Consider the following 16,761-nt stretch of genomic DNA (forward strand, 5'->3'; position numbering starts at 1 on the left):
CGACTAGGGCGGCCGCGCTGCTTGCCGTCAGCAAAGCGCTGAATGGCGACATTCGTACCGACACATGGACGCGATTACAATGGCTCGCAACTTAACGCCACCGTCGAGGGCCGCAGCGGGCCGCATGATCATGGGAACACGCAGCGTCAAGCGCATCCTCTTTGTCTGCATGGGAAACATTTGCCGCTCGCCATCGGCGGAGGGCGTGTTTCGTCATGTCCTGGCGGCGAGCGCCCCGGACTTGCAGATCGAAATCGATTCCGCCGGCACGCACGATTATCACGTCGGCGCTCCGCCGGACCGGCGCTCGATCGAAGCGGCCAGGCGCCGGGGCATCGATCTATCGGCGCTGCGCGCGCGCCGGGTCGCAGCGGAAGATTTCGATCGCTACGATCTGATTCTGGCGATGGACGAGGAGAATCTGCAGGAGCTGCGCCGTCGCGCGCCGGCGATTCATCACGAGCGCATCCGTTTGATGATGGAATACGCGCCGCACGCGTCATCCCGCTTCGTACCCGATCCGTACTACGGTGGCGCGCAGGGCTTCGAGGAAGTGTTGGATCTGCTGGAAGAAGCGGCGCAGGGCCTGTTGGCCGAGCTGCGCACGATGCGCTGATGCATACAAATAAAAACGCCGGCCATTAAAAAAGGCCGGCACTTACCCGCCGGCCTTCCTTTCAAACGAACGACGCTCGATTATTCGTCGCGACGCGTACCCGAGCCGCCCCACGAGCTGCTGCTGCTCGAGGGCGACGAGCTCCACACAGTGTATTTCTCACTGTTGCTGGATGCCGCTGCCGGCGCGTGAGACTCGGACTCACGAGGCTTCGGCGCGGGAGCAGGGGATGACTCGCTCGAATGTTCACGAGGCGCGTGTTCGCGAGGGGCTTCGGAACGAGGCGCTTCAGAACGAGGCGCTTGCTCGCGAGGAGCGTCCGAACGAGGCGCGTGCTCGTGCGGTGCTTCGGAACGCGGAGCTTCAGCACGAGGTGCTTCGGAGCGAGGCTGCGATTCCGGCCGGCTCGGAGCGCCGCCGCCGAAGTCACCGCCACCCGAGCTCGATTCACGAGGCGCGGACGGAGCATGGTCGTCCGAGCCGCCCCCTGAGGCTTGGCCTTCGCCGCCACCCTGGCCGCCACCGGCATCATCGCCACCGCGACCACGGCCGCGACGACGACGGCCACGACGACCGCGTCCGCCGCGCTCGCCGCGTTCACCTCTATCTCCACGCTCGCCGGAGCGTTGAGCATCACCACCCGGAGCGGCGCCGGCTGCTGCCGGAGCGGCGCCTTCAGCCGAAGCAGCGGCTGCCGGAGGAGCGGGCGCGCGCTGAGGCTGCTGCTGACGCTGTTGTTGCTGCTGCTGGCGACCTTCGCTGCGACCACCTTCGGCGCCATGCGGCTTCCGATCCTGACGCTGCTGATGGCCGTCGCGGCGAGCCTCTTGCGCCGGCTTGTCCGAACGCTGTTCCTGTTTGCCGCCGCGATCACGGTCACGATCGCGCGAGCCACGGCCCTGACGATCACGATCGCCGCCACGGTCACGGCCATGACGATCGCGATCACGACGCTGCCCGCTGTCAGAGCGCGAGCGTTGGCCATCGCGACGAGCCGGTTCGGCAGCGACCGGCGCGGGCGGCGAGCCCGTGCCGAAGAAGAAGCGCCACAGCTTGACGAAGATGCCGATCTGCTCGACCGGCTCGGGCTTCGGCGGCGGGGCAATGGTGGTTTCCATCGCGATCGTCGGCGGGGGCGGAATCGACGGCACCGTCGAAGTCACGACTGCCGGCTGAGCCGCGGCAGCGCGCTCTTCGCGCTTGGCGATCTCGTCGGCCGACGGCTGCGGAGCGACCGGAATCTGATGGCTGATCGCCGAATTCTCGGGCAGACCCGCCTCGTCATCGCGCACGCGACGGATTTCGTACGCGGGCGTCTCCATGTACTTGTTCGGCACCATGACCACTTGCACGGCGCTCTTGTGCTCGATGTTGTTGAGCCACTCGCGCTTCTCATTCATGAGATACGTGGCGACTTCCACCGGCAGCTGTGCGATGACTTTGACGGTGCGGTCTTTACGCGCTTCTTCGCCAATCAGGCGGAGCAGGGCGAGGGCCAGCGAGTCGACACTGCGAATCGAGCCCATGCCGTTGCAACGGGGGCAGTTGATGCTGGCGGACTCGCCGATCGACGGACGCAGACGCTGACGCGACAGCTCCAGCAAGCCGAAACGCGAGATCCGGCCGATCTGGATGCGGGCGCGATCCTGCTTCACCGCATCGCGCAGGCGATCTTCGACGGCGCGCTGGTTCTTCTGCGACTCCATGTCGATGAAGTCGATGACGATCAGGCCGCCCAGGTCGCGCAGGCGCAGCTGACGTGCAATTTCATCGGCTGCTTCGAGGTTGGTGTTGAGCGCGGTGGTTTCGATATCGCCGCCGCGGGTCGCGCGTGCGGAGTTGATGTCGATGGACACCAGCGCTTCGGTCGGATCGATGACGATCGAGCCGCCCGAGGGCAGGTTGACCTTGTGGGAGTGCGCCGACTCGATCTGGTTCTCGATCTGGAAGCGCGTGAACAGCGGCACGCTGTCTTCGTAGAACTTCAGTTTGCGCAGTCCGGCGGGCATGAAGCGCTGCATGTACTGCTGCGCCTCGGTATAGATCTCCTGGTTGTCGATCAGGATCTCGCCGATGTCATCGGAGAGATAGTCGCGCAGCGCGCGAATGATGGCTTTGGATTCCTGGTAGATCAGGAACGGCGCGGCTTTGCCTTCGGCCGCCCCGGCCACGGCATTCCAGACTTCCTTCAGGTTATCCAAATCCCATTGCAGCTCTTCGGCGGAGCGGCCGACGCCGGCGGTGCGCACGATCGCGCCCATGCCATCGGGAATTTGCACCTGGTCGAGGGCTTCGCGCAGTTGCTCGCGATCTTCGCCTTCGATTCGACGCGACACGCCGCCGGCGCGGGCGTTGTTCGGCATCAGCACCAGGAAGCGGCCGGCGAGGCTGATGAAAGTGGTGAGCGCGGCGCCCTTGTTGCCGCGTTCTTCCTTTTCGACCTGGACGATGACTTCCTGGCCTTCGTTCAACAGGTCGCGGATGTTGCCGCGACTGCCGGGCTGGCCGTCCTTGAAATATTCCTTCGAGACTTCCTTCAGCGGCAGAAAGCCATGGCGCTCCGCGCCGTAGTCGACAAAGCAAGCTTCCAGGCTGGGCTCGACGCGGGTGATGCGCCCTTTATAAACGTTGGCTTTTTTCTGTTCCCGTGACGGGACTTCTACATCCAGGTCGTATATTCGTTGTCCATCAACCAGTGCTACGCGCAACTCCTCTTCCTGAGTCGCGTTGACTAACATTCTCTTCATGAGGCCCTTCTAAGGATTCAAGGGCCGGGCGAGCACGCACGGCGGGCGCGAGCCATAAAGGCAGGGAGGAGCGATCGGGGAATGTCTTCATCCGATGTTGCCTGCGCGGACCCCTGGTGTAATACCGGGAAGATCCGGCGCGTTTTTTATCCTGTCGCTTTGGCGTCCCGCTCGTAGGCGCTGCGTCGACCCGGAATACGAGGTGCGTCATTCCGGCATCGCCGTTCGCGCGGCCGAGCGATGGTCTGCGACCCTGTCCGGTCTTGAGCAGGCAGGTCTGAGCAGAACCAACTAAGATGCGGCGCCTTCGGAGCGAAGCCACGAGAGTGCCGCGTATCGGTGCGCGTGCGTCGCTCGACTGATCGGTGTCTATGATCTGTGTCAGGACGCGCACGAACCTGAAATCGTCGCGGAACATATCACAGGCGTATCGTTCAATCAATGGTCAATCAATAAGTTACGAGCGCTTCTCAAGTCAGCCCTACATGCCCCGATCTGAGCCCCCGAATTCCCCCGACACAGATTCTCCTGCCAAGACCGGCCAAGGCCAGGGCGTCAGCTATGTGGAGGCCGGGGAAGGCGATGCCGGACAACGCATCGACAATTTCCTCAGCCGCATTCTCAAGGACGTGCCGCGCAGCTTGATTTACCGGATCCTGCGGACCGGCGAGGTGCGGGTGAATGGCAAGCGTGCGAAGCCCGAAACGCGCCTCGCCGAGGGCGATCGGATTCGACTGCCACCCCTGCAGCGAAAGACCGAGGAGCAGCGGGCGGCGGAACGAGCCGCTCCCTCGCGATCGCTTCGCGAGTTTGTCGACAGCGCCATCATTCATGAAGACCGGGATCTGATCGTCGTCAATAAGCCGGCGGGCGTCGCCGTTCATGGGGGGAGCGGGTTGAGCGCCGGCGTTATCGAGGCGCTGCGTGCCACGCATCCGGAGCTGAAGGAGCTCGAACTGGTGCATCGGCTGGATCGCGACACCAGCGGCGTGCTGATGATCGCCAAGCGCCGGGCGGTGCTTCGCGAGCTGCACGCCTTATTAAGAGAGCGCGACATGGAAAAGCGCTATCTCGCGCTGGTCGTCGGACGCTGGCCGTTCGGCGCCAAGACCATCGATCTGCCGTTGAAGACCAATCTGAAGCAGGGCGGCGAGCGCGTGGTGCGCGTGCATGCGGACGGTCAGCAGGCGATCACGACGTTCAAGCCGATTCAGCATTTCGGCAAGCTAGCCACATTGCTCGATATTTCGCTGGGCACCGGCCGCACTCATCAAATACGGGTGCACGCGGCGCATGCCGGTCATCCGATCGCGGGCGACGAGAAATACGGCGATCGCGAGCGGGACGCGAAGCTGAAACCCTTTGGATTGCAGCGCATGTTCCTGCACGCGCAGTCGCTGACCTTCGAGCGCAAGGGCGCGAAGCCGTTCACCGTGAGCGCGCCGCCACCGCCCGACTGGCAGGCGGTGATCGACAAATTGAAACAAGGACTGAAATAGACAACCCGGGTACATGGATGTACCCCGCCGCCACAGGCGGCGGACGAGCGGCAAAAGTCACGCCTTTTGCCGCCTCGTCATGAGGGTCGTGGCAGGATGCCCGATCCCGAATATTAATCAGGGCAGGTCGAAGCCGTTTCGACGCAGCGCGCCGGCCAGCCAGATCAGTGGCAGGCCGATCAGCGCCGTCGGATCCTGCGACTCGATGCGGTTGAACAGGGCGACGCCCAGGGACTCCACCTTGAAACCGCCGGCGCAGTCGTACGGCTTGTCCCGCATGACATAGCGTTTGATCTCATCCTCGTTGAGCTGGCGGAAATGCACCGTGGTCAGGTCGACGTGGCCCTCGTTGCTGGGGCCATTCGTGTTGATGACATGCACGGCGGTGTGGAAGACGACGCGCTGGCTACTCAGCGATTTGAGTTGGGCGATGGCGCGCTCCCCCGACCCCGGTTTACCCAGGATGTCCCGACCACACAGCGCCAGCTGGTCCGAGCCGATGATCAGGCTGTTGGTATGCCGGCGGGCGACCGCCTCGGCCTTGGCCCGGGCCAGCCGCTGCACCAGGTCCACGGCCGACTCGCCGGGGAGCGGATCCTCATCGACATTGGAGGCGGCGACCGTGAACGGAATTCCCAGCCGTTCCAGGAGTTGCCGTCGATAGGTGGAGGTGGATGCGAGCACCAGCCGCAGGGGGGCTGCTGCGGGGCTCATGGCCGCTCCTGGGGCCGCAGCAGGGCGGCATCTGTGAACCCAGCCGCAGGCTGGATTACAAGCTGTGAGAAAACAAACATTTACGCCTTTCTTTTTTTGACACCATGGGGGGTCGCCGCTAGTATACGCGCCCCATGCCGCGACCCCCGGCCGTCCCCGCAGACAAAATCGTCGATGCAGAGGTCTGCGCGCGGGCGGGAAGCACGATTGCACGACGTTTTTCTGCTGCCGAGCTGCCGCGCCTGCGCGAGGCTGGCGGGCAGGATGGTTCGTGGATCGAGGCAGAATTCCAGTTCAGTGAGTTCGACGGCAAGCCCGCCGTGGCCGGCGAGCTGCAGGGCACGGTCGTGCTGACCTGCCAGCGCTGCATGCGTCCGGTGGACATCGCGCTCGACGACACCTTCCAGGTGATACTCGTCGATGCCGAGCGCAGCGACGAGCCGGGCGGCTACGAGCCGGTGGTCGTCAAAGCCTCGCGGCTCGACCTGGCCTGGTTGGCGGAAGAGCAGGCGCTGCTTGCGCTGCCGCTGGTGCCGATGCACGAGAGCGGGGACTGCGGCGCCGAGATGGCGGCCGGAGAGATTGCATCGACAGAGGAACGTGAGGACGACGCCGAGGACGCGGAAGATGCGGCCGGAGCGACCACTCATCAGCCGTTCCAGAATTTGCGGGACCTGCTGCGCAAGCAGTGAGCGTCACGAAGTCGGTATTGGATTGTTTGGAGATCAGTCATGCCTGTTCAGAAAAGCCGAAAGACCCCGTCCAAGCGCGGCATGCACCGCTCGCACGACGGCCTCGAGCGCCCGGCGCTGTCGGTCGATCCGACCTCCGGTGAAACTCATTCCCGTCATCGCATCTCGCCGGATGGTTTCTATCGCGGCAAGAAAGTCATCGCGACCAAAGAAAAGTCCGATAGCGACGAATAACCGCCGTCGTTAGCTCCGAGTACGGTATCTGAGCAACCGACCGGTCACCATCGCGGTCGACGCCATGGGGGGCGATCACGGCCCCTCGGTCACCGTGCCTGCGGCGCTCTCGGCTCTGCAGAAGGATGCCGACCTGCGAATCACGCTGGTCGGCCTGAAAGAACCCGTTCAAGCCCTATTGCACGGCGCAGAACCGGGCATACTTTCGCGTATTCAGCTGCGCGAAGCTTCGCAGGTCGTGACCATGGACGAGAAACCGCAGGAAGCCCTGCGGAAGAAAAAAGACTCGTCCATGCGCGTCGCCATCGACCTGGTGAAATCAGGCGAGGCGGATGCTTGCGTGAGCGCCGGCAATACCGGTGCGCTCATGGCCACGGCGCGCTTCGTCCTCAAGACCATCGAAGGGATCGATCGGCCCGCGATCATCTCGCGCATCCGCGCCCGGCATGGTCACACGCACATGCTCGATCTCGGTGCGAACTCACAATGCAGCGCCGAGCATTTGTTTCAATTCGCGGTGATGGGCTCGGTGGTCGCTGCCGATATGCACGGCATCGCGCGTCCGCGAATCGGCATTCTCAATATCGGCGAAGAAGAAACCAAGGGCGATAGCGTCGTGCAGGACGCGGCCCGTTTGCTGGCCGCGAGCAAGCTGAATTACATCGGCTTCGTGGAAGGCGACGATATTTTCTCCGGCGAGGCGGACGTCGTGGTCACCGACGGCTTCACCGGCAACGTCGCGCTCAAGACCATGGAAGGGCTGGCCAACATGCTGGTCGGCGCGTTGAAGACCGAATACACGCGCAACCCGCTGCGCTATGTGGGGGCGCTGGCCTCGTGGCCGGTGCTGAGATCGCTGCGTAAAGAATTCGACCCGCGTACGTACAACGGCGCGAGCATGGTCGGTCTGACCGGGGTGGTGATCAAGAGCCACGGCAGCGCCGACACCGTGTCGTTTGCGAACGCCATCCGGGTCGGCCTGGTCGAAGCGCGCAAGGGCGTGCCGACCCAGATCAGCAACCTGCTGAAGGAGCAGGCGCCGGCAGTGGCTTGAAATCGGTCGCAGCCCCATAATTAAGAAGTTGACAGGCCTGTTCGACTTTGGCAGGGACGTCGCCCAGCTCACACTCTTGACCGTGCGCAACTGCTAGACTTTTTGCTCATCATGAAGATCCGCTCTCTGATCCGCGCCGCGCTGCTGATGGCAGCGACCACGAACGCATTCGCCGCCACCTATACCTTGCCAGTCGGCACGGACACCGTGATCGGCGAAGTGCAGAAGGTGGTCGCCATGCACGAAGACACGCTGCTCGACATCGGCCGGCGCTATGGCGTGGGCTACGAGGAGATCGTGGCGGCCAATCCGGGCGTCAATGCCTGGGTGCCGGGGGCGGGCACCGAAGTGGTGATCCCGTCGCGTTACATCCTTCCCGAGGGGCCGCGCGAAGGCATCGTCGTCAGTCTCTCCGAACATCGCTTGTTTTATTTTCCGCCTCACAAGGCGGGCGAGGCTGCGGTGGTCCGCACTTATCCGATCAGCGTCGGACGCATGGATTGGCACACGCCGCTGGGCCTCACGCGCATCGTGAACAAGCGCGAGAAGCCGATCTGGTATCCGCCGGAGTCGGTGCGCAAGGAACATGCAGCGGACGGGCGTCCGCTTCCCAAAGCGGTGCCGCCGGGGCCGGACAATCCGCTCGGCGAGTACGCGATGCGCTTGGGCATTCCGGGCGGCGCCTATCTGATCCACGGCACGAACCGTCCCTCGGGCGTGGGCATGCAAGTCACACATGGCTGCGTGCGCATGTTCCCTGAAGACATCAAAGAGCTCTATCCGATGGTGCCGGTGAACACGCCGGTGCGTCTGGTCGATCAGCCATACAAGATGGGCTGGCGCGGCGATGAGCTGTTCATGGAAGTGCATACGCCGTTGGAAGGCACGGACAGCGCCGAGGCGCACAGCCTCACCAACATCACCAAGCTGCTGGTGGGCGCGACTCAGGACCGCGCCGTGGTCATCGATTGGGCGAAGGCCGAGCGCACGTTCGAAAGCGCCAGCGGCATCCCCGAGCCGGTGATGCTTCATCCCGCATCGACCGTTCAGGTCATCGACGGCGGCAACTAGCGCCGCTCCCACGCGTAGCGGGGCGCACTGCTAAACTGCGCACGCGGATCCCGCGGCCGAGGTCACCTAAACCACCGAGTTAGTCCAGGCCAAGGCTGTGGGGTCCGCCACATATTCTCTGATTCGGGATCGCGGCATCCTGCCGCGCCCCGAATGCGACTCGCAAAAGGCGTGACTTTTGCTCCTCGCTCGCCGCCGGTGGCGGCGGGCACATCCATGTGCCTAAACGGAAGCGTCGCGGTTTCTTTGCGCGCAAAGAAAAACGCCGCGGATTTCTCCGCGGCGCCAGTTCTTACCGTCAAAAAAGAAGAAGCCGCGGATTTCTCCGCGGCTTCTTCCGATCTTGCGATCTCGAAGCTGAGTCGAATTACTTCGACTGCGACTTCTTGAACATGCGATCGATCTTCTCGTTCGTAGCGTCACAGCAGGCCTGGCTGGCCTGAGCGGCCTGCAGCGCCTGGTTGGCAGCGCTCTGCGCGCTGTCAGCAGCGGAACGAGCGGACTGAGCGGCGCTGGCAGCCGAGTCGGCGGCAGCCTTGGCAGCAGCGGCGTCCTGCACGGCCTTGTCGGCAGTGGCCTTGATTTCATCAACGGCTTTCTGCGAGACGCAACCGCTGGCAGCAACGAGCGCCAACGCAGCAATACCTGCCTTCAGCGAGGTGGAGATGGTGTTCTTCATGAGTTCTTTCCCCTTCGGGTCGGATAAAAAAGGACCAGAGCGACAAATTTTCACGGCCTTCTAATACACGAGAGTAATGGCTGGTTCCCGTGCATCAGGCTATCTAGCTTCTTTTGTTGTAAAAGCTGCCAGCTTGGCCGAGCGCGGAGGATACAAGATTGGGCCAACTCGATAAAGCACATCCGTGCTTTCGTCGTGAAGACGCGACAGTTTCACCCGTCGCGGCTTGTATGCATCGGCCGGAATCGACGGACCCGACTATCGCCAGCACGGGGTGTCCACCGGGCTCGGCGTGCGGCGGCCGGTTTCATCGATGCTGAGCACCGGACACGCGGTATCGTCCGCTTGCCCGTTGATCGCGGTCGCTCTCGCCGTAAATCGGGTTGGATCGTCGATGTCGGCCAGCTCGAGCGTGTAGAGGTCGCGCTCCGTGGAATCTTCCATGTTGAGCTCGTCCAGCGTCTCCGCATACTCGTTCGCGCTCAAAAAGTACTTCTCCTGAGCAACCTGGATTCTCAGCAAGGCCGCCGCTGCCTCGGCCCGGTTGGAGCGAATGACGCTGTTGCGGTAGGTGGAAAGGGCGATCGAGCCGAGAATCGCGACGATCGCCACCACCGTGATCAGTTCGATCAGGCTCATGCCCCGCTGCGCGGGTCGATAGGATTTAGTTCGCATTGGTTTCGAGCCAGTAGGTCTTGATGCGGCTGTCGAAGTCCTTGCAGACATCGAGCACTTCGACGCCCGACAGACAGGTGATCTTGTCCTTTTCGGGGAACAGGACCGTGACTTCAGGAGCGATGCCGGTCTGGTCCAGTTCGGTGAAACGGTCGTCGGTGCTCGGCGTATCCGAACCGCCCCCGGTACCACCATCACCACCACCGGTCGAGCCGTCGCGCCGGGGCAGGGGTGTGCCATCCAAGGCACTGACGGCGTACGCCCGGTTCGAGCCTTTCGCGGGTGAGCAGGTGTTGCTCGTGGCGCTCGCTTCCGGAAGGTAGGTGGTAAAGAAAATCGTATTCTGCAGCGTGCTCGAGGAGGAGAGCACCTTCTCGCCCTGCACCGTCTTGCCCGTAGCGGAGGGGGTATTCATTCTCAGCTTCCAGCCGGGCGAGCTGGAGTTGAGCTGCGGCGCGAAGTTGGTCGTGATGTCCTCGAGCTCGGAATCGAGCACGATGTCGACCTCCGCATACTGCTCCTTGGTCAGCTTCGTGAACGGCTGATAGTCGCGCACCGAATAGAACCGGTCCTCGTTGCTGGTCGACAGCGGGTGGCCGCGATAGCCCGAGCCGATCGCGACGTTGATGAACGGTCGGCCGCTCTTTCCCTGCATCAGCGAGGCGTCCGGCGAGTTGTAGAAGCGACGGGTGTTGGCCGCATTCTTGGTGCTTGCGTCCTTGGCGCCGAGCGAGGCGAGGACGCCGCCGGTGACCAGATCTGCCGGCGCCTTGCCGTTATAGATATCGAAGCGCCACAGCTGCGCGGCCATGTCGCCGACGTACATGCGGTCGGCGAAGCTGTCGCCATCCAGATCCACTACGTTCACCGGCGCAGGGATCGCATGCTTCATGCGGGGCAGATCCAGATCCGTTCCGGCATCGCCGGCCGACCACAGCAGCGTGCCTCGCAGGGCGTCGACCATGAACACGCGATTGCCCGCCTCGGCCTCGGCAACGTATGCGCCGCCCTCTTCGGTCGCGTCGTAACCGCCGCCGAAGATCAGCACCAGCTTCTGCGAATTCTGAGTGGGGCCGTCGATATTGACGCGCGTGATCGTCGGACGCGACCAGGCCTGTCCCAACCCTTGCAGAACGTCCGCACCGATCGACCATAAGAAACGGGGCGCGTCCTTGTCCGTCACATCGAGCGCGTAGTAGCGGCTCACGGTCGGATTGCGGCCAGTGCTGAAGAACAGCAGGACGCGATCGTTGTCCGCGGGAGTGACGATGCCATCGCTGTTCACGTCGTACTTCAACACGCGCAGGTCGCCGTCGATCGAGTAGTTCTTGCTGGCAAGACTCTCGTTCAGATAAAGCCTCTTGAGTCCACCCAGCATTTCCTTCGGGATGAATGCCCATCGCTCCTCGCCGGTCGCGGTGGAGAATGCGTGCAGGTAACCGTCGTTGGTCGCAGTGAACACGACCGCATCGTTCTGGTTCTTGGCGGTCTTCGTGCCGCCATAGATGACCACGGCGGGCTGCGAGTGCATCGGATCGCCGATGTCGTAGCGCTGCTCGGTCTTGTCGTTATCCTCGTCCTCATCGTCGATGTCCGCGCCGCGAGCCCAATTGATCAAGTCGGCGCGCGGCGAAGTGGTCGCAGTGTCGGCCGCGACGCCCAGCAGCTCTCGCGTGATGGCATCGTTGCCGACAGCCACTGCCTGGGCGGTGCCTGTGAGGGCGACGCCGGCCGTGCTGCCGCTCGGATTGTCGCCGAGGTAGGTATAGAGCTTGCGGCTGGCGGGCGTGGGAATCTTGTGAGCGGCGCCGCCGAGCTCCACTTCCGCGCTGTCCGAGGTCGCCGATGTCATCGGATCGGTCTGCCAGTAGTCCTTGGTGTTCGGGGCGAACGTGCCATCCGAAGCCAGGGCGTTCACGGCGGTGCCCGCCGAACCCAGTGCTTTCAGCGTCCGGTCATCGCTCGGATCGATCGTGTACTTCTTGATGTTGCCCGGCCAATGGATGCCCGGCGACGGCTTGAACACCGAGATATACAGATCGTTCAGCGTTTGCGTGCGGTTGAACGCGTTCACGGCGACCGTCGGCGCGGTCATCGTGGCGCTGCTGGTGGAAATCTCGCTGAATATGTTCGTGAAGACTTTCGACAGCTCGGCGAGATCGCCCGCCTGGTAAGCACTGCCGCCGCCACGCGCCGCCGCGTCGGCCAGATATTGGAAATACTCGTTGCTGGTGTCGCTACCGAAGGCCTCGCCGAAGCCGATGTAGAAGGTCGTGACGTTCTGTTTGCCCACGACGCCGCGCAGATCTTTGTCGAACATGTATTCCGACAGGGCGCCGAGGCACACGCCGTCACCGGTGCCGCACGATCCGGGCACCTCGGTCGTGAATCCCGGCAGCGCTTTGATCGCGTCATTGGCCTTGGTGTCGCTGGTCGGCTGGCCGTCGGTCAGATAGACGATGTAATTCTTCTGGCACTCCTGGGTGGCCGGGCTGATGTAGTTATCCCCGCTGATGGAAGTTGCCACGCTGGGCAGCGTTGAAATGGTGCCGCTGCAGTTGGTCGTGGTGCCGTCGCCGGTGGGTGTCGAAGCCGAACAGATTTGCGACTTCTTACCGAATGTGACCGCGCCGCCGGCGAAGTACTGATGCGCCTCGAACAGCGTTTCAGACAACGGCGTGCTGCCGTAGGGAATGAGTCCATTGACCGCTGTGATCAGCCGGTCGCGATTCTGCGCGATGGGCGCTACGGGCTCGAGCACCATGCCGCCGCCGTTGGTCACGTACGGCGTATCTCTGTTAGGGCGCCATTGGACGTTGATGCTATAGCGCATCAAGCCCACGTTGACGTTCGTCACCGAGTTGAGCAGCTTGCGCGCGGCCTGTTGCATCACCGACAGCCGGGTGCCGAGCACGGAGGTGCGGAACTGATGATAGTAGGCGACGTAGTTGGCCGAGAAGAGCGTGGCCGCGACGCCCTTGCCGGGTTCGTTGTACCAGAATGAATTGTTGACGACGCTGGTGTAGGCCGCCGTATCGGTCGAGCCGCTGCCGTTGCGATCGGGATAGTCGGCCCCGTCGTTCTTACAATCGAGCGTCGTGTGGTAGCCGTCTCTAAGGTTGCGCCACTGGCGGTCGCTGCCCCTGCTGCCGGTCCGCCATTGCACGAATCGGTCGCCCGTGTACGAGCCGGCTTCCGATTTAAGGGGGTCGGTGGCCGATGCGCAGTTCATCACCGCCTTGGCGACGTAACGGTTGGTGTCGCAGGTGGGCGGGACGTCCAGATCCGCCTCGCCGTCGCCATCGTCATCGTCGTTCTCCGTCGTGAAGAACACCCGGTTGCTGATGTTGGCGCAATCCCCCGTCGCTTTCGCGATGTAGTCGGTATTGGGATCGTAAGCCGCCTGGGTCGTGACCTCGCCTTGCATGCTTCCCGACGTATCGAGGATGAGCATGATGTTCGGCGCCGCCGTGGACTGCGCGATATAGATCTCGGAGTCGTCGGCTCGAGCCGTGCCGAGCAACGCGCCGGCCGTGACGCAGCCACAAGTCAGCAGGCGCACCCAGGAGCGCAGATGACTCGAAGTCCATTGGATGGGACGGTTCATAGGATGTATTTCGGCAAGCTTGAGGTTGATAGCTGTGCGGGTCCGAACGATCGCTACTGCATTTGCCCGTAAACCACGAGCCGGGTGACCTTCGGCCCGTTGACCTGACGGAACACCATGAGGAACTGCGGTCCGGTGCTGCGAACGTACGCATCGAATTCGGCGAGCGTGACGCGGCTGCCGCCGACGTAGAACGTCGACTCGGCGGTCACATTCAGAGAGCGCAGCTTGCAGGGCTCGGCACAATTGCGGAACGTGAGCGTGCCGGGCTGGCTGGCGGGCAGCAGGACGGCGTCGGTGTTGGTTTCGATCGCGTCTTCCAGCGCTCGGGTCGGCGCGGGCTGGAACGATTGCGCTCCAGCCTGCGGGACGGCGCATGCCAGCGCCAGCAGGACCATGGCAGCGACGCCCCGGATGCCGGCGGCGAGTCGAGTGGATGGGCTACGCATGATGGTGTTCTCGATGTTTGCTATTCGAACTTGTTGTTGGCGCCGCCGCCGGCGGGGGGAGGGCAGACCACTTCGGCGCCGAGATCCGGTGCGGGCGCGACCGAGGCATCGGCCGGTGCAATGATGGCGATGGCCTGGATATTCACCGAGTTCGCCTGGCGCTTGGACTTGCCCGTGCTATCGATCTGGAAGTGAAACGTGGAGTAACTGTCCAGGCTCGAGCCGGGCAGCGCCGGCTGCGGCATGCCGCAGAGCTGCCCCTTGCTGATGGCTTCGAAGCCGCGTGCGTCGTCCTTCTGCGTTTCCGGATCGAGGCCCGGATCGGGATTGAACTCGTTCAGGGCGACCGAATATTCGATGCCGGTTTCGGCCGCCTGGAACGCGTTCTGGGCCAACTGCGTGTTACCCGCCATGACCAGGTTCAGGGTGCTCGAGTTCACGCCCGAGATGGCCAGCAACGTGAGCACCACCAGCAGCAGCAGCGCAACGACTAGCGCGGCGCCCGCCTGGCGATGGGAAGTTCGTGGTCTGAAGCAGATGCGCGGCATTGTCAGGTTCCCATGGCATTGCGAATGACGATGGTTCTGGAGACCAGCAGGCGTCTGAAACCATCGTTCGGTTTATAGGCGAGCCTGGCGGCGCCCGCGGAGTCCAGATCGTCGGTGGTGCCGCCGTTATCGTCCGAGCGATCGCCGTATTCATAGGTCTGGGTATCGGTGAAACCTGTTTCTTCGGTTTCGGAGCGCACCAACAGCCACAGACGCACCGAGACGACCTGCGCGCCCGCGGGCACTTCTCCCGGGTTGACGTAGCCGGTGGCGGTTCCCGAAACGCCGGTGGAGTCGATGCCGAACTGAATCTGCATGTCCTCCACGCCCGGCACGATGCCCACATCGTCCAAGTTATCCGGGGCCACCAGGCTCCAGCGGTGCAAGGTAGGCAAGCCGGCCTGATGCGCGGAGTCGCGACCGATGTAGTAGGCATTCACGAGCAGATCGTTCACCTGGCCGATGGGTTCTTCGACACAAGTGGAGCTATCGATGACCAGCGAGAGCGATGTGCGGGTGGAGCACACCAGCAATCGCCCGTCGGTTTCCGTGGACGGAACAGCCGAGGCGCGCCGTATCACCAGCGTGTCCGCGGTGGTGACTGCGCCGGCGCCGTCCGCGGGGCATTCGAAGGAATATTGGTTATTGGCTCCGTCCACTGGCGTCATCACGGCGCTGGCGAAATCAGCCCCGCAATTGGTGGCGGGCAAGCCGGACGCCGTGACGACGAAGCCGGCGCCTTTGGAAAGCCCCCACGAGTTCGCCATGCGGATGTCGGGCTCGAGGATCGACAGCGCATACCGCGCGGTCTCCTGCAATCGCACGACGCTTTCGTTGACCTCGTAGTTCTGGCGGCTGAAGACATACACCTGGATCGCGCCGCCGATCAGCACGAGGCTGATGACCAGGGCGACCATGAGCTCGATCAGGCTCAGACCGCGCTGGCGTGTGCGCGAAGGGGGGACGCTGCGGCTGTGGCGCTGGAGTTTGCTCATGGGGCGACCTCCATCGTCAGGACATAGCGGAGCTCTTCGGCGTCGTTGCCTTCGCTTTGCGCCTCCTTCCAGGTCACTGTGATGGTGTAACTGTCGGGCGTGGTGGCCGTGGGCGCGGTGTATTCGATCGTGCCCTCAGGGTCCTCGCCCGGCAGCACCTCGTCGATCTGCTCCTGCCACACAAAGAGATCGTTTGCCACCATCTGCTCTCGGGTGCAGTCGCCGTCGGCGATGCAGTCCTGCTCCACGGGTTCTTCGGTTTCGTAGAGGGCGCGGGCAAAGCGATTGGCGCGGATACGGTCCGCCATGTCGGCGGCGAGAGTCACGGCCTGCATGCGGGAAAGCGCGGTACCGCTGGAGCGCAACGTGGTCACGTACAAGCTCGCCATGCCCAGCATGCCGACGGCGAGGACCACGAGTGCTACGAGCACTTCGACGATGGTGAAACCGGTCTGAAAACGGTGCGCGTTCATTACGGGCAGGCTCCACCGGTGATCGCGAGCGCGTCGGTGACATCCTCGCGATTCTTTGTAATGCGGGCTCTGCCGGTCTCCTCGATGACGAGGGCTCGGGCGGCGGAGCTGTCTGCCCCGACCAGGGCATTGCCACGCGCGTCGCAGAGCACGATGCGGTTGGTGGGTGCTATGGCGCCCTCGCCGGCCAGTGGCGGAGTGGCAAAGCCGGTGGGGGAGTAGCTGATGATGCCGTCGTCGTCGTTGCGAATGGTGAGTGTCTCATGCACGGGCGCATGCCTTTCGAGCACGGGCTCGCCCTCATCCACGCCCCAGTCTCTATCGGCGTCCACGAACACGATCCACTGCGTGAACGAGCCATTGCTGCAGGTGGGCTCGTCGGCGGAGGAATCGTTGGTTGCGCAGACGACTACCGGCAGCCGGCGTGTGACGGCTTCGCTGCGCGCCACCTGGGTCGAGCGCAGCAGGTCGTTGGCCGCCGTTGTGAGGCGGTTGTTGCGGGTGACGTCGGTGAATGCCGGTACGCCGATGACGAGCAAGACGGCCGTCACCGAAAGGGCGGTCATGAGCTCGAGCAGTGTGAAGCCCGCCGACTGTTTGGGAGATCGTGTCATTTAGGTCCCATCCTGATGCGGCGGGAATATAAGAGGCCGCGTGGCGCTCTGCCGGGCATGCCGATCAGCGGCTGGCGGCGGCGGACTAGCGGCG

At 63.5% G+C, this 16,761-nt stretch carries 16 protein-coding genes; 6 read left to right on the forward strand and 10 right to left on the reverse strand.

The annotated features are described in order from the left end of the window. The first annotated feature begins 124 nt into the window (after positions 1-124). Positions 125-616, forward strand: a complete 492-nt coding sequence (locus GYH35_RS14450; protein ID WP_202624319.1) for a low molecular weight protein-tyrosine-phosphatase — start codon at positions 125-127, stop codon at positions 614-616. An 80-nt stretch (positions 617-696) separates the two neighbouring features. Here GYH35_RS14450 and GYH35_RS14455 read toward each other — a convergent pair whose 3' ends face one another. Beyond that, entirely contained in the window at positions 697-3,363 is a 2,667-nt protein-coding gene (locus GYH35_RS14455) for an Rne/Rng family ribonuclease (RefSeq protein WP_161828806.1), read from the reverse strand. A 485-nt stretch (positions 3,364-3,848) separates the two neighbouring features. Between GYH35_RS14455 and GYH35_RS14460 the strand changes: the two genes are divergently transcribed. Next, the gene (locus GYH35_RS14460) at positions 3,849-4,862 is read left to right on the forward strand and encodes an RluA family pseudouridine synthase (protein ID WP_161812457.1); all 1,014 of its coding nucleotides are present in this window, start codon (positions 3,849-3,851) and stop codon (positions 4,860-4,862) included. 117 nt (positions 4,863-4,979) lie between these two features. On the opposite strand, the gene GYH35_RS14465 is transcribed toward GYH35_RS14460, so the two are convergent. Further along, the gene (locus tag GYH35_RS14465) at positions 4,980-5,576 is read right to left on the reverse strand and encodes a Maf family protein (protein WP_161828807.1); all 597 of its coding nucleotides are present in this window, start codon (positions 5,574-5,576) and stop codon (positions 4,980-4,982) included. A gap of 134 nt (positions 5,577-5,710) precedes the next feature. On the opposite strand from GYH35_RS14465, the gene GYH35_RS14470 reads away from it, so the two are divergent. The 4 genes from GYH35_RS14470 (at position 5,711) to GYH35_RS14485 (ending at position 8,627) form a co-directional block, all read left to right on the forward strand. Continuing rightward, positions 5,711-6,268 carry a YceD family protein gene (locus tag GYH35_RS14470; protein ID WP_161828808.1) on the forward strand — a complete coding sequence of 186 codons (558 nt, stop codon included), beginning with the start codon at positions 5,711-5,713 and terminating at the stop codon, positions 6,266-6,268. 39 nt (positions 6,269-6,307) lie between these two features. Further along, on the forward strand, positions 6,308-6,502 hold the full coding sequence (gene rpmF / locus GYH35_RS14475) for a 50S ribosomal protein L32 (protein WP_129647247.1): 195 nt from the start codon (positions 6,308-6,310) through the stop codon (positions 6,500-6,502). A 28-nt stretch (positions 6,503-6,530) separates the two neighbouring features. After that, entirely contained in the window at positions 6,531-7,556 is a 1,026-nt protein-coding gene (gene plsX, locus GYH35_RS14480) for a phosphate acyltransferase PlsX (RefSeq protein ID WP_407700213.1), read from the forward strand. 111 nt (positions 7,557-7,667) lie between these two features. Continuing rightward, positions 7,668-8,627, forward strand: coding sequence for a L,D-transpeptidase family protein (locus tag GYH35_RS14485; RefSeq protein ID WP_161812461.1), 960 nt, complete (start codon positions 7,668-7,670; stop codon positions 8,625-8,627). 367 nt (positions 8,628-8,994) lie between these two features. On the opposite strand, the gene GYH35_RS14490 is transcribed toward GYH35_RS14485, so the two are convergent. The 8 genes from GYH35_RS14490 to GYH35_RS14525 all read right to left on the reverse strand — a co-directional run bounded on the left by GYH35_RS14490 (position 8,995) and on the right by GYH35_RS14525 (position 16,667). Further along, positions 8,995-9,306 (reverse strand): alanine-zipper protein, encoded by a 312-nt coding sequence (locus tag GYH35_RS14490; RefSeq protein WP_129647253.1) that lies wholly within the window; start codon positions 9,304-9,306, stop codon positions 8,995-8,997. 258 nt (positions 9,307-9,564) lie between these two features. Beyond that, the gene (locus tag GYH35_RS14495; protein WP_308683794.1) at positions 9,565-10,032 is read right to left on the reverse strand and encodes a type IV pilin protein; all 468 of its coding nucleotides are present in this window, start codon (positions 10,030-10,032) and stop codon (positions 9,565-9,567) included. Beyond that, on the reverse strand, positions 9,971-13,588 hold the full coding sequence (locus GYH35_RS14500; RefSeq protein WP_161828810.1) for a pilus assembly protein: 3,618 nt from the start codon (positions 13,586-13,588) through the stop codon (positions 9,971-9,973). Before GYH35_RS14500 ends, GYH35_RS14495 begins: the two co-directional genes overlap by 62 nt. 53 nt (positions 13,589-13,641) lie before the next feature. Continuing rightward, positions 13,642-14,037, reverse strand: coding sequence for a hypothetical protein (locus GYH35_RS14505; RefSeq protein WP_161828811.1), 396 nt, complete (start codon positions 14,035-14,037; stop codon positions 13,642-13,644). 20 nt (positions 14,038-14,057) lie between these two features. Then, positions 14,058-14,585, reverse strand: coding sequence for a PilX N-terminal domain-containing pilus assembly protein (locus tag GYH35_RS14510; protein ID WP_161812465.1), 528 nt, complete (start codon positions 14,583-14,585; stop codon positions 14,058-14,060). A gap of 2 nt (positions 14,586-14,587) precedes the next feature. Next, positions 14,588-15,580 carry a PilW family protein gene (locus GYH35_RS14515; RefSeq protein ID WP_161812466.1) on the reverse strand — a complete coding sequence of 331 codons (993 nt, stop codon included), beginning with the start codon at positions 15,578-15,580 and terminating at the stop codon, positions 14,588-14,590. Continuing rightward, positions 15,577-16,053 (reverse strand): type IV pilus modification protein PilV, encoded by a 477-nt coding sequence (pilV, locus tag GYH35_RS14520; RefSeq protein WP_161812467.1) that lies wholly within the window; start codon positions 16,051-16,053, stop codon positions 15,577-15,579. Before pilV ends, GYH35_RS14515 begins: the two co-directional genes overlap by 4 nt. Continuing rightward, on the reverse strand, positions 16,053-16,667 hold the full coding sequence (locus GYH35_RS14525; RefSeq protein WP_161828859.1) for a GspH/FimT family pseudopilin: 615 nt from the start codon (positions 16,665-16,667) through the stop codon (positions 16,053-16,055). The genes pilV and GYH35_RS14525 overlap by 1 nt, the downstream gene beginning before the upstream one ends. Between the last annotated feature and the right edge of the window lie 94 nt (positions 16,668-16,761).

Source organism: Steroidobacter agaridevorans (assembly GCF_009932555.1).
Taxonomy (GTDB): domain Bacteria; phylum Pseudomonadota; class Gammaproteobacteria; order Steroidobacterales; family Steroidobacteraceae; genus Steroidobacter; species Steroidobacter agaridevorans.

Excerpts from the sequence above, each read along its gene's own strand:
- GYH35_RS14450 (WP_202624319.1), top strand. The coding sequence starts at position 125 with ATGATCATGGGAACACGCAGCGTCAAGCGCATCCTCTTTGTCTGCATG.
- GYH35_RS14485 (WP_161812461.1), top strand. The coding sequence starts at position 7,668 with ATGAAGATCCGCTCTCTGATCCGCGCCGCGCTGCTGATGGCAGCGACC.
- GYH35_RS14495 (WP_308683794.1), bottom strand. The coding sequence starts at position 10,032 with ATGTCTGCAAGGACTTCGACAGCCGCATCAAGACCTACTGGCTCGAAA.
- GYH35_RS14510 (WP_161812465.1), bottom strand. The coding sequence starts at position 14,585 with ATGCCGCGCATCTGCTTCAGACCACGAACTTCCCATCGCCAGGCGGGC.
- pilV (WP_161812467.1), bottom strand. The coding sequence starts at position 16,053 with ATGAACGCGCACCGTTTTCAGACCGGTTTCACCATCGTCGAAGTGCTC.
- GYH35_RS14470 (WP_161828808.1), top strand. The coding sequence starts at position 5,711 with ATGCCGCGACCCCCGGCCGTCCCCGCAGACAAAATCGTCGATGCAGAG.
- GYH35_RS14515 (WP_161812466.1), bottom strand. The coding sequence starts at position 15,580 with ATGAGCAAACTCCAGCGCCACAGCCGCAGCGTCCCCCCTTCGCGCACA.
- GYH35_RS14525 (WP_161828859.1), bottom strand. The coding sequence starts at position 16,667 with ATGACACGATCTCCCAAACAGTCGGCGGGCTTCACACTGCTCGAGCTC.
- GYH35_RS14505 (WP_161828811.1), bottom strand. The coding sequence starts at position 14,037 with ATGCGTAGCCCATCCACTCGACTCGCCGCCGGCATCCGGGGCGTCGCT.
- GYH35_RS14465 (WP_161828807.1), bottom strand. The coding sequence starts at position 5,576 with ATGAGCCCCGCAGCAGCCCCCCTGCGGCTGGTGCTCGCATCCACCTCC.
- rpmF (WP_129647247.1), top strand. The coding sequence starts at position 6,308 with ATGCCTGTTCAGAAAAGCCGAAAGACCCCGTCCAAGCGCGGCATGCAC.
- GYH35_RS14490 (WP_129647253.1), bottom strand. The coding sequence starts at position 9,306 with ATGAAGAACACCATCTCCACCTCGCTGAAGGCAGGTATTGCTGCGTTG.
- GYH35_RS14455 (WP_161828806.1), bottom strand. The coding sequence starts at position 3,363 with ATGAAGAGAATGTTAGTCAACGCGACTCAGGAAGAGGAGTTGCGCGTA.
- GYH35_RS14460 (WP_161812457.1), top strand. The coding sequence starts at position 3,849 with ATGCCCCGATCTGAGCCCCCGAATTCCCCCGACACAGATTCTCCTGCC.
- GYH35_RS14500 (WP_161828810.1), bottom strand. The coding sequence starts at position 13,588 with ATGAACCGTCCCATCCAATGGACTTCGAGTCATCTGCGCTCCTGGGTG.